At 72.7% G+C, this 11,934-nt stretch carries 12 protein-coding genes; 8 read left to right on the forward strand and 4 right to left on the reverse strand.

All coding sequences use genetic code 11. From position 1 onward, the window contains the following. The first annotated feature begins 37 nt into the window (after nt 1-37). From glgA to IGS67_RS09990, 8 genes are all read left to right on the forward strand, one after another. Nucleotides 38-1,255 (forward strand): glycogen synthase, encoded by a 1,218-nt coding sequence (gene glgA, locus IGS67_RS09955; protein WP_192280295.1) that lies wholly within the window; start codon nt 38-40, stop codon nt 1,253-1,255. 112 nt (nt 1,256-1,367) lie between these two features. Next, entirely contained in the window at nt 1,368-2,150 is a 783-nt protein-coding gene (locus tag IGS67_RS09960; RefSeq protein ID WP_192280311.1) for an ABC transporter ATP-binding protein, read from the forward strand. Between the two features lie 95 nt (nt 2,151-2,245). Continuing rightward, complete coding sequence (locus IGS67_RS09965) at nt 2,246-2,692, forward strand: NfeD family protein (protein WP_192280314.1); 447 nt, start codon at nt 2,246-2,248, stop codon at nt 2,690-2,692. Nucleotides 2,693-2,775: 83 nt separating this feature from the next. Next, entirely contained in the window at nt 2,776-4,023 is a 1,248-nt protein-coding gene (locus tag IGS67_RS09970) for an SPFH domain-containing protein (RefSeq protein WP_192280317.1), read from the forward strand. A 171-nt stretch (nt 4,024-4,194) separates the two neighbouring features. After that, entirely contained in the window at nt 4,195-5,421 is a 1,227-nt protein-coding gene (locus tag IGS67_RS09975) for an MFS transporter (protein ID WP_328742334.1), read from the forward strand. A gap of 54 nt (nt 5,422-5,475) precedes the next feature. Continuing rightward, nucleotides 5,476-6,363 (forward strand): TrmH family RNA methyltransferase, encoded by an 888-nt coding sequence (locus tag IGS67_RS09980; RefSeq protein ID WP_328742335.1) that lies wholly within the window; start codon nt 5,476-5,478, stop codon nt 6,361-6,363. A 154-nt stretch (nt 6,364-6,517) separates the two neighbouring features. Next, a complete protein-coding gene (locus tag IGS67_RS09985; protein ID WP_192280322.1) occupies nt 6,518-6,946 on the forward strand; it encodes an Hsp20/alpha crystallin family protein in 429 nt (142 codons plus the stop codon). A gap of 170 nt (nt 6,947-7,116) precedes the next feature. Next, nucleotides 7,117-8,229 (forward strand): carboxylate-amine ligase, encoded by a 1,113-nt coding sequence (locus IGS67_RS09990; protein ID WP_192280324.1) that lies wholly within the window; start codon nt 7,117-7,119, stop codon nt 8,227-8,229. Between the two features lie 17 nt (nt 8,230-8,246). Here the strand turns inward: IGS67_RS09990 and IGS67_RS09995 are convergent, their stop codons facing one another. The 4 genes from IGS67_RS09995 to IGS67_RS10010 all read right to left on the reverse strand — a co-directional run bounded on the left by IGS67_RS09995 (nt 8,247) and on the right by IGS67_RS10010 (nt 11,722). Next, on the reverse strand, nt 8,247-8,774 hold the full coding sequence (locus IGS67_RS09995) for a GNAT family N-acetyltransferase (protein ID WP_192280330.1): 528 nt from the start codon (nt 8,772-8,774) through the stop codon (nt 8,247-8,249). After that, nucleotides 8,771-9,298 (reverse strand): YbhB/YbcL family Raf kinase inhibitor-like protein, encoded by a 528-nt coding sequence (locus IGS67_RS10000; RefSeq protein WP_192280332.1) that lies wholly within the window; start codon nt 9,296-9,298, stop codon nt 8,771-8,773. Before IGS67_RS10000 ends, IGS67_RS09995 begins: the two co-directional genes overlap by 4 nt. 117 nt (nt 9,299-9,415) lie before the next feature. Continuing rightward, the gene (locus IGS67_RS10005) at nt 9,416-11,374 is read right to left on the reverse strand and encodes a heavy metal translocating P-type ATPase (RefSeq protein ID WP_192280338.1); all 1,959 of its coding nucleotides are present in this window, start codon (nt 11,372-11,374) and stop codon (nt 9,416-9,418) included. Nucleotides 11,375-11,482: 108 nt separating this feature from the next. Further along, entirely contained in the window at nt 11,483-11,722 is a 240-nt protein-coding gene (locus tag IGS67_RS10010) for a heavy-metal-associated domain-containing protein (RefSeq protein WP_192280341.1), read from the reverse strand. Nucleotides 11,723-11,934 lie beyond the last annotated feature (212 nt).

An 11,934-nucleotide genomic window follows, 5' to 3' on the forward strand; every position in this document is an offset into this window, starting at 1 on the left:
CGTGATTCAGGGCGCGCGGCCCGCTACGGTTCGTCCTGTGAGAGTCGATCTTCTGACCCGTGAGTTCCCGCCTTACGTCTACGGCGGTGCCGGCGTGCACGTCGCGGAGCTCTCTGCGGTGCTGCGTGCGCACGCCGACGTCCGTGTCCACTGCTTCGACGGTCCGCGCGACGCGGTCGAGCAGCCGGGTGTCACGGGTTACACGGCGCCCGAGGAGCTCGCGGCCGCGAACCCCGCGCTGTCGACGTTCGGCGTCGACCTCGAGATGGCCGCGGGCGTCGCAGGGACGGACCTCGTCCACTCGCACACCTGGTACGCGAACCTCGCGGGGCACCTGGGCGGGCTGCTCCACGGCGTGCCGCACGTCATCTCGGCGCACTCTCTCGAGCCGCTGCGGCCGTGGAAGGCCGAGCAGCTCGGCGGCGGCTACGCCCTGTCGTCGTGGGCCGAGCGCACCGCGTACGAGGCCGCCGACGCGATCATCGCGGTCTCGGGCGGGATGCGCGCCGACATCTTGCGCGCCTACCCGTCGATCGACCCCGCACGCGTCCATGTCGTCCACAATGGCATCGACCTCGACGCGTGGCAGCGCCCCACGGGCGACGCGGCCCGCGTCGGCGACGACGCCGTGCGCGGCCTCGGCGTCGACCCCGGCCGTCCGGCCGTCGTCTTCGTCGGCCGTATCACGCGCCAGAAGGGCCTGCCGTACCTTCTGCGCGCGGCCGAGCAGCTGCCCGCCGACGTCCAGCTCGTCCTGTGCGCGGGCTCGCCCGACACCCCGCAGATCGCCGAGGAGGTCTCGACCGCGGTCGCCGGGCTCTCGAAGCGCCGTTCGGGCGTCGTGTGGATCGAGGAGATGCTCCCGCGCGAGACGCTCGTCGCGCTCCTCGCAGCGTGCACCGTCTTCGTGTGCCCGTCGATCTACGAGCCCCTCGGCATCGTCAACCTCGAGGCCATGGCCGTCGGGCTTCCTGTCGTCGGCTCCGCGACCGGCGGCATCCCCGAGGTCGTCGACGACGGCGTCACAGGACTGCTGGTCCCGATCGACCAGGTCCAGGACGGCACCGGCACGCCGACCGACCCGGATCGCTTCGTCGACGACCTCGCCGACGCCCTCGTCCAGGTCGTCTCCGACCCGGCGCGCGCTGCGGAGATGGGCCTTGCCGCGCGTCGTCGGGTCGAGGACCACTTCGCGTGGACCGCGATCGGCGACCGCACGATGGACGTCTACCGGTCGGTGCTCGAGGGACGCTGATGCAGCTCCTCGACCGACGTGCCGGGCGCGCGCGGGGTGGCGCCGCTCACGTCCCGGCGGAACGTCGGGGTGCCGCGACCCGTCCTGGGGGCGTCGCCGTTAGGCTCGGGGCATGACCGAGGTCCTCGCCCTGCACGACGTCACCGTCCGCCGCTCCGGAACCAACATCATCGACGAGGTCTCCTGGACAGTCCATGACACCGACAGGTGGGTGGTCCTCGGCCGCAACGGTGCTGGCAAGACGACGCTCCTGCAGATCGCCGCCGCTCGCATGCACCCGACGCGGGGCACCGCCGACATCCTCGGTGAGCGGCTCGGCCGGGTTGACGTCTCCGAGCTGCGGCCGCGGATCGGTCTCGCGAGCGCCGCCCTCGCCGAGAACATCTCGGCGGTCGAGACGGTCGAGGACGTCGTCCTCACGGCCGCGTACGGCATGACGGGCCGCTGGCGCGAGCGGTACGACGAGGTCGACCACGGCCGTGCGAAGGACCTGCTGCGTCTCTTCGGTCTCTCGGGATTTGAGCGTCGGACGTTCGGCACCCTGAGCGAGGGCGAGCGCAAGCGCGTGCAGATCGCCCGCTCGCTCATGGCGGACCCCGAGCTCCTGCTCCTCGACGAGCCTGCCGCGGGTCTCGACCTCGGCGGCCGAGAGGAGCTCGTCGCGGCGCTCGCCGAGATCGCGAGCGACCGTCGTTCGCCCGTGCTCGTCCTCGTCACTCACCACGTCGAGGAGATCCCGCCGCACTTCACGCACGCGCTCCTGCTGCGGGAGGGCCGCGCGTTCCTCGCCGGTCCGATCGACCAGGTCGTCACGAGCGAGAACCTGTCCGACGCGTTCGGCCTGCCTCTCGTGGTGACGCGCGACGGCGCCCGGTTCTCGGCGCGCGGACGCTGACCCAGCAGGCTTTTTCGCAGGACAAGCGACCCTGCTGCTGGTAAAGTTACGGCAAAGCGGTCCGTCGGCGTCGGCGTGACCACGGAGGGGGAGCCATGGACTGGTACTGGTGGGTCGCGATCATGCTCGCGCTCGTCGCGATCGAGGCGATGACCCTCGATCTCGTGCTGTTCATGTTCGCCGGTGGTGCCCTCGGTGCCGCGGTCGTCGCGGCGGCGGACGGTGACCTCGTCTGGCAGGTCGTCGTGTTCGCCATCGTCTCGACGATCCTCCTCGCAGCCCTGCGACCCTTCATGCTCAAGTCGCTGCGGAAGCGTGGGGAGAACCTTCCCGAGACGAACGCCGCGGCCCTCGTGGGGCGCGATGCGATCGTCGTCGACGACGTCTCCGAGCACGCCGGCCTCGTCAAGCTCGCGGGTGAGGTCTGGTCCGCCCGCACCGAGGGCGACGCCGTCATCGCAGCGGGCACCGAGGTGCGCGTCGTGCGCATCGCGGGCGCGATCGCGATCGTCACTTACAGCGACCATCCCGCGTCGGCCTGACGCACATCCGACACGGGGCGTGACGTCGCGCACCCGGCCGCACCGCACGCCTGCACCGCCACCACGAACCAGGGAGCCGCTCCATGCCTGAGGATGTCACCCTCAACTTCGGGATCGTCCTCGCGATCGTCCTCGCGATCGTCGTCCTCATCGTCATCGGCAAGTCCGTCCGCATCGTCCCGCAGGCTCAGACCTGGCTTGTCGAGCGGCTCGGCCGCTACTCGCACTCGTTCGAGGCCGGACTCCACCTGCTCATCCCGTTCGTCGACCGGGTCCGCGCCCAGGTCGACCTCCGCGAGCAGGTCGTCTCGTTCCCGCCGCAGCCCGTCATCACGTCGGACAACCTCGTCGTGAGCATCGACACCGTCATCTACTTCCAGGTGACGGACCCCAAGTCGGCCGTCTACGAGATCGCCAACTACATCGTCGGTATCGAGCAGCTCACCGTGACGACGCTCCGCAACGTCATCGGCTCGATGGACCTCGAGCAGACGCTCACGAGCCGTGACCAGATCAACGGCCAGCTCCGTGGCGTCCTCGACGAGGCGACCGGCCGCTGGGGCATCCGCGTCAACCGCGTCGAGCTCAAAGCGATCGACCCGCCCGCGTCCGTCCAGGGCTCGATGGAGCAGCAGATGCGCGCCGAGCGTGACCGTCGTGCCGCGATCCTCACGGCCGAGGGCGTCAAGCAGTCGCAGATCCTCACGGCCGAGGGCGAGAAGCAGGCGTCGATCCTCCGCGCCGAGGGTGCCGCCCAGTCGCGCATCCTCGAGGCCGAGGGTGAGGCGCGCGCGATCCTCCAGGTCTTCGACGCCATCCACGCTGGCGACGCCGACCCCAAGCTCCTCGCGTACCAGTACCTGCAGAAGCTCCCCGAGATCGCCAACGGCACCTCCTCGAAGCTCTGGCTCGTCCCGACGGAGTTCACGGCGGCGCTCGGCGCCATCACCGCCGGTCTCGGCGGCACGGCACCGGCCGCGCCGGTGTCCGCGGCCGACGACCCGGAATCGGCCGCAGCACGGCGCCGTGAGCGGCTCTCGTTCGAGTCGTCCGGGCTGCGCGACCCTGCCGAGGCACTCGCCGAGGCACGTCGCGAGGCCGAGGCCGCGACGGCCGACGCGACGACCGCAGGTCAGCGTTCGGGGCGCCCGTTCAACCCGGATGCCGCGCGGGGTCAGCAGCCCGGGTTCCCCGCGGCGCAGCCCCCGGCACACGCTGCCTCGGCCGCACCGCCCTACCAGTCGCAGGCTCCGGCACCGACGTACCAGCCGCAACCCCCCGCGCAGGACGACGAGCAGCCGCCGGCACCTCCCGCGCCGCCGGCACCCTGACGCACGACACGGTACGACCGCACGACACCATCGCACGGCACGACCGCGCACTGACGGCGCGCCCCGGGACCTCCGGGGCGCGCCGTCGTCGTCCAACGTCGTCCTGCTCCACCGGGCATGCCGAGACGTGTCCCCGCATGGGAACGCTCCGAACCCTGCGATGATCCTCCCGTGACCACGCCCTTCACCCCGACCCTCCGCCGTGATGGCTTCACGCTCACGCACTACTTCGTCCTCGTCGTGTGGGGGTGGTTTCTCTACTCCTTCAGTCCGTCGGTCCCGCTGCTCGCGGAGGACCTCGGCGTCTCCAAGGCCGTCGGCGGGCTCCATGGCACCGCGATGGCAGCAGGCGCGATCACTGCGGCGCTCGTCCTGCCGCACCTGATCCGCTTCCTGGGGCGGCAGCGGCTGCTCGTCGCGAGCCTCGTGACGGTCGCGATCGGCGTCACCTGCTTCGTCCTCGCCCCCAGCATCGCCCTCACGCTGCCCTCGATCGCCGTCGTCGCGCTCGGTGGCAACATCGCGCTCTCGATCGCGCAGCTCAACCTCTCGCAGCGCCACGGTCTCGCGGCACCGGCCGCGATCTCCGAGGCCAACGGGGCGGGCTCGGGCATCGGCCTCCTCGGACCGCTCGCGGTGGGTCTCGCAGTCGGGATCGGCTGGGGCTGGCGGGCCGCGGTCGTCGTCGCCGTCGTCCTCGCGCTCACCGTTGCGTTCGCTGTGTCGCGTCTGCCGCGCGACGTCCCCGGTCCAGGCACGCAGGCCCGCGACGTCGCGGATCCGGTGCCCGAAGGTCCTCTGGTCACCAGCTCCGTGAGCGTGGCGTCGCGACGGCTCGCCCCTGGGACGTCCGGGCTCCTCGTCGCGCTCGTCGCAGCGATGACTCTTGAGAACGCGACGACGTACTGGTCGACGTCGCTCGTCCTCGAGCGCACGGGCGCTGACGCGAGCATCGCGACCGCGACGACTGCCGGCCTGCTCGGCGGTATGACGGTCGTCCGGTTCCTCGGGACGACCCTCACCCGGCGGTTCGGGGCCGACCGGGTGCTCGCCGCGAGCTTCGTCCTCGCGATCGCGGGCTGGGCGGTCCTCTGGACCGCACACACGCCGGGCGTCGCCGTCGCCGGGCTCGTCGTCGCGGGTCTCGGGTACGGCGCGCAGTACCCCCTGACGATCGCGCTGCTCCTCGGCATCGCACGCGAGGGCGCCGACCGGGCGCAGGCCGTCGCGACGTTCGTCGCAGGTGCCACCGTCGGCATCGCCCCGTTCCTCCTCGGAGCGGCGGCCGACGCGGTCGGCACGCACACGGCGTTCGTCGCCATCCCCGTCATGGCGGTGCTCGGAGCCGTCGGCGTGCTCCTCGGCGTGCGCAACGCGCGGGCGCACGGGCTGCTCTGAGCCCCGCGTCAGCCGCCCCGCGCCGAGCCTGGCTGGCATGCGTGACAATGGACCGTGCCCACGAATCCTGCTGACACCGTGCTGCCCGCCGACCTCGACCTCGTCGAGATCACCGACGTCACCGCGCCCGGCCTCGAGGACTACGTCGCGCTCACCGACGTGAGGCTGCGATCGCGCACGGAGCCCGGCAAGGGGCTCTACATCGCGGAGTCCTCGACCGTCATCCGGCGGGCGCTCGCCGCGGGCCATCGGCCGCGCTCGTTCTTCATGGAGCACAAGTGGTTGACGTCCATGGCGGACGTGCTCGCCGAGCACCCGGGGGTGCCCGTCTACACGGGCACGGCCGAGGTCCTCGAACAGGTCACCGGGTTCCACCTCCACCGCGGGGCGCTCGCCTCGATGCACCGGCCCGCGCTCGCGCCCGTCGCCGAGCTGCTCGCGGCGGCGCGTGGCGGGCAGGGCGCTCGCCGTGTCGTCGTCCTCGAGGACACGGTCGATCACACGAACGTCGGCGCCGCGATGCGCGCGTGCGCGGCGATGGGCGTCGACGCGGTGCTCTTCACGCCCTCGTGCGCCGACCCGCTCTACCGGCGGGCCGTGCGCGTCTCGATGGGCACCGTCTTCCAGGTGCCGTGGACCCGCTTCGAGCACTGGCCTGCGGGCCCCGCGGACGGTGCGGCCGACGGGGTCGACCTGCTGCGGTCGCTCGGCTTCACGGTCGCGGCGCTCGCGCTCGAGGACGACTCGGTGAGCCTCGACGTCCTCGAGCACGACACCCCTGAGAAGCTGGCGCTCGTCTTCGGCACGGAGGGCGACGGCCTCAAGAAGCGCACGATCACGGCGTGCGACCTCACCGTGAAGATCCCCATGGCGGGCGGCGTGGACTCGCTCAACGTCGCGTCGGCCGTCGCGGTCGCGGGCTGGGCGACCCGGGTGCGGTGACGCACGGCCGCATCGATCGCTCGTGGCGAAACTGTCCGGCGAGACTGGCACTCGGGGGGTGAGAGTGCTAAAAATAGAGGCGTAGCCACGGCGCCGGACTCCGGCGTCCCCGACCCCCGGAAGGTCCGGGGGATCTTCTGCGGAGGTGAACGAGATGGCTGCTCAGCGAGACCCTTTCCGTGAGATGGACCGACTCTTCGGCGCGATGCTCGGCGGCCCGCGCGACAACGCCGGCATGCCGATGGACCTGTTCCGCACCGACGACCACTACGTCCTCAACATCGACCTGCCGGGCGTCGACCCCGGCACGATCGACGTCTCCGTCGAGGACCGCACCCTCACCATCCGGGCGGAGCGCAGCGCGCGGACCGAGGTGAGCCAGTGGCTCCTCCGTGAGCGCCCGGCGGGCACGTTCGCCCGACAGCTCACGGTCGGTCGCGGCCTCGCCCTCGACAAGATCGACGCCAGCTACCGCGACGGCGTCCTCGCGCTCACCATCCCCGTCGCCGAGGAGGCTCGCCCGCGTCGCATCGAGGTCGTCCACGACTCCGGTGCTCCCGCGCTCGAGGCCGCGACGAGCTGACCCCTGCAACGTCCCGCGCACGAACGACGGGCCACCGCACGCCGGTGGCCCGTCGTCGTGCGTCCGGCCCCGCACCACTCGACGGAAGCACTGACGGCGGCACTCGACGACCGTGATCGACCGTCCACGCTCGGGTCGCGCGACGCGCGCTCCGCTGCCACCCTGTGACGATGACGAACCTCAGGACTGTGGGCGTCGAGGAGGAGTTCCTCCTCGTCGACGAGACCGGACACCCGACCGCCGTCGCCGCCGCAGTGCTCGAGACCGCGCCACCCGAGCTGCGCGAGGGCCCCGCTCACGTGCCGGGCGGAGGCCTCGAGCACGAGCTCATGCTCGAGCAGATCGAGACCGGCACCGTCCCGTGCACCGACCTCACGGCGCTCGACGCGGAGATCCGCGCAGGCCGCGCCCGTGCGAACGAGGCCTCGGCCCCGCACGGTGCACGCATCGCGGCCGTCGGCACGAGCCCCGTCCACGTCCTCGGCACGCGCGTCCCCTCGCGGCGCTACGAGCGCGCCGCCGCGCAGTTCGGCCTCACCGCCGACGAGCAGCTGACGAGCGGCTGCCACGTTCACGTCGGCGTCACCTCGCGCGCCGAGGGGGTTGCCGTGCTCGACCGCATCGGGCCCTGGCTCGCGCCGCTCCTTGCGATCTCTGCGAACTCCCCGTTCTGGCAGGGCGTCGATACGTCGTACGAGTCCTACCGCGCCCAGGTATGGTCACGCTGGCCCACCGCCGGACCGGTCCGCACGTTCGGCTCGGTCGACGCGTACGACGACGCCGTCGCACGACTCCTCGCGACCGGGACGATCCTCGACACCGGCATGATCTACTTCGACGCGCGACTCTCGGCGCGGTACCCCACGGTCGAGATCCGTGTCGCCGACGTGTGCCTCGCGCCCGCGACCGCCACCCTCGTCGCGGCCCTCGCCCGCGCCCTCGTCGAGACTGCCGCCCGTGAGCACGCAGCCGGGCAGCCGCTGCCCGAGCTGCACCCCGAGGTCCTGCGCGCCGCAGCGTGGCGCGCGAGCCGCTCGGGGCTCGCCGACGAACTCGTCGATCCCGCGACGTGGCGGAACGCGTCCGCGCACGACGTCGTCGGCAGCCTCGTCGACCACGTCCGCCCCGCACTGGCCGACGCGGGCGATCTCGACGCCGTCACCGAAATGCTCGGCGGCCTGTGGTCGCGGGGCGGGGGAGCCCGACGCCAGCGCGGATGGTTCGCGGAGTCGGGCGACGTCCTCGACGTCATGCGGCGCGCGGCCGACGCGACCGTCGACTGACCCGGCCCTCGACGGGGTCAGAGCACCCGGGCGAGCACGAAGTCGTCGTGGATGCGGTCACCGACCCGCATGTGCTTCGTCCCGACGACCTCGAATCCGTGCTTCGCGTAGAAGCGCTGCGCGCGCTCGTTGCGTTGGTTGACGCCGAGCCACACCGCTGCGACACCACGTGCGCGGCCTGCGTCGAGCACAGCCCCCATGAGGAGGGCCGTGACGGGCGTGCCGTGCACGTCCGGGTGCGCGTAGAACTTCGAGACCATCCGTGACAGCGCCGGCACGACGGCCGTCGACGGCGGCGCCTCGTCGACGACGAGCGCGTACGCGAGGGGCGTGCCCGGACGCGCGTCGTCGGCGACGAGCAGCACGTCGCACGACGCGTCGGCGACATGCGCGGCAAGGTGCGCGGCCGTGAGGTTCCCGCGGACGAACTCCGTGATGTCCGCCGGGTCGGTGCCCGGCGGGCACGCGAGCGGGAAGGTGAGGGCCGCGAGCGCGGCCAGCGCCGCCGCGTCGTCCGGTACCGCGGCCCGCACGTGCAGGGTCACCGCGCGTGCGTGACCGTGAGCGTCGCCCTCGCGACCGTGTGGAAGAGCGCCGTGAACGCGACGGCCGTCGGCGACGCCTCCGCGTCGAGGTCGAGCGAGTCGACGTCGAGCGCGTGCACCGCGAACACGTAGCGGTGCGGGCGGTCGCCCGCGGGCGGTGCCGCCCCGGTGTAGTCGTAGCCGCCGCCGTCGTTGCGGACGTGGAATGCCGCACCGTCGAGCATGAGGTCGGACTCGCCGACCCCCTCGTCGAGCTCGGTGACCTCGGCCGGCACGTCGACGACCGTCCAGTGCCAGAAGCCCGCGGGCGTCGGCGCGTCGGGATCGAAGCACGAGACGAGGAACGAGCGCGTCGAGGTGGGGAAGCCCGTCCACGACAGCTGCGGCGACGTGTTGCCGCCGTCGGCGGTGTGCTCGGCAGGCATCGCTGCGCCGTCGACGAGCGTCGAGCTCGTCAGCGTGAACGACGGCACGGCCGGAAGCGAGGCGTAGGGGTCCGGGGCGACGGGGCGCGTGAGGTCCATGCACCCATCATGGCCCGCGACGCCCCGTGGGTCACGCGACCTGGCGCGCGTCTCCCGAGCGGCGACGCGGGGGCGGCGCCCGACCGGTGGTCGGACGCCACCCCCGCGTCGTCGCGGTCAGGCACCCACGAGCTCGCGCTCGGGCGCGGCGACGACACGTGCTGCTGCGGGCCTCGCCCGCAGCAGGCGCATGGCGTTGGCGATGACGAGGAGCACCGACGCCTCGTGGACGAGCATGCCGACCGCCATCGTCACCCCGCCCGCGAACACCCCGGCGAGGAGGACTGCGACCGTGACGAGCGCGACCGCGATGTTCTGCCGCATGACGGCCACCGTGCGGCGCGCGAGCCGGATCGCGTCGGGCAGACGCAGCAGGTCGTCCTGGACGAGCGCGATGTCCGCGGTCTCGACCGCGACCCCCGTGCCGCCGAGGCCCATCGCGACGCCGACGTCCGCGACCGCGAGCGCGGGGGCGTCGTTGACGCCGTCGCCGACCATCGCGACGACGTGTCCCTCGGCGCGCAGCCGCTCGACGACCTCGAGCTTGTCCTCGGGCAGGAGCGCCGCATGGACCTCGTCGACGCCGACCGCCGCGCCGACGGCCTCCGCGACCGGCCGTGCGTCGCCCGTGAGCATGACGACCCGGCGCACACCGTTCGCGTGGAGCCGTGCAACCATCTCCGCGGCATCGTCGCGGACACGGTCCGCGACGCCGAGGACACCGACGACCTCCCCGTCGAGCGCGACGACCATGGGCGTGCGCCCGAGGCCCGCGAGGCGCTCGGCCTCGGGCGCCGCGACGTCGTGCGTCATGGCCTCCGCGGCGAGCAGCGCGAGGTTGCCGACCGCGACCCGACGGCCTTCGACCGTCGCGACGACGCCCTTGCCGGGCACAGGCTCGGTGTGCTCGGGAAGCCCCGGCACGTCGAGCCCCTCGGCGCGAGCGGCGTCGAGCACGGGCCGTGCGAGCGGGTGCTCCGAGCCGGCCTCGGCGCGGGCCGCCCACCGCAGGACGTCGGCCCGCGTGAGCGCGTCGTCGAGAACCGTGACGTCCATGAGGACCGGCCGGCCCTCGGTGAGCGTGCCCGTCTTGTCGAGCGCGACCGCGCTGATGCGCGCGCTCGTCTCGAGGTGGTCGCCGCCCTTGATGAGCGTGCCGTCCCGCGCACCGCGGCCGATGCCAGCGACGACGGCGACAGGGATCGAGATGACGAGCGCGCCCGGGCATCCGATGACGAGCAACGTGAGCGCGAGCACGACGTCACCCGTGGTCAGGCCCGCGACGAGCGCGGCGACGATGATCCCCGGCGTGTACCAGGCGGAGAACCTTTCCATGAACGTCTGCGTGCGCGCCTTGGCGTCCTGCGCCTCCTCGACGCGGTGGATGATCCGCGCGAGCGTCGTGTCCGCGCCCACGCCGGTCGCCCGCACCTGGAGCAGACCGCCGTGGGAGACGGTGCCGGCGAAGACGCGGTCGCCCGCGACCTTCTCGACGGGGATCGACTCGCCAGTGATCGATGCCTCGTCGAGCGCTCCAGTCCCGTCCGTGACCTCGCCGTCGACGGGGACCTTGGCGCCGTTCTTCACGACGACGATCTCGCCCGGGCGCACCGCGCCCGCGGGCACCTCGACCTGCGTGCCGTCCCGCAGGACGACCGCGACGTCGGGGGCGACGGCGACGAGCTCGGCGAGCGCCGAGCGGGTGCGGTCCATCGTGCGGACCTCGAGCGCGTGCCCGAACGCGAAGAGGAAGGTCACCGCGGCGGCCTCCCAGTACTCACCGATGACGAGTGCACCGATCGCGGCGATCGAGACGAGCAGGTCGATCGCGACGACCTTGACGAGGAGCGCGCGCACGGCCGTGCGGACGATGCGTGCGCCCGCGACGAGCGCCGCGACGACCATGAGGACGTCGGAGACGACGAGCGCGGTCGGGACGGCGTGCGCCTCGCCGTGACCGGCGCCGAACGGGTTGACGCCGACGGACAACGACGCGACCGCGGCGGCGACGATGAGAGCCCCGGCAACCGTCGGGACACCCCAGGGGCCGCGCAGCCAGCGTGACAGGGAACTCATGATGCTTCCTTCCGTGAGGAGGTGCGCGCCCCGGACGGGGTGACGCGGTGCTGTCCTGCGAAGGGACGAGCGGTGACGGCGCGGCCCGGCCGCGCCGTCGGAGCCGTCTCAGAAGGCGGCAGGCACGGACGTGTAGCCGGCCTTGGCGACCTCGGCGACGAGCGCGTCGACCGTGACGAGGGCAGGGTCGTGGTCGATCTCGATGCGACCCGACGCGAACTTCACGGCGACGTTCGCGACGCCGTCGAGGCGGCCGACCTGCTTCTCGATCTTCGTGACGCACGACGGGCAGCTGAAGCCCTCGGCGCGCAGGACCGTGCGGGTGGCGGGGGTGGAGGTGGTGGTCATGATGAGCCTTCTTCCGGTCGGTGCTGCAGGTGAGCCCCGCAGCTGTTCCTGCGGTGCACCACCGACACTAGGAAGCCGCCGGCGCGGGTGGCATGACGGCCGTCAATCAACCGCAGCATCCGCTGCGACCTGCGGTGGTGCTCGTCACGTCGGGCTGGGGATAGCCTGATCGCGGGCCCCGGACGGGGCCCGCGCGCCTCGGACGCGCACGT

Origin of the sequence: Flavimobilis rhizosphaerae, from assembly GCF_014852685.1 — a bacterium.
Lineage (GTDB): Bacteria > Actinomycetota > Actinomycetes > Actinomycetales > Cellulomonadaceae > Flavimobilis > Flavimobilis rhizosphaerae.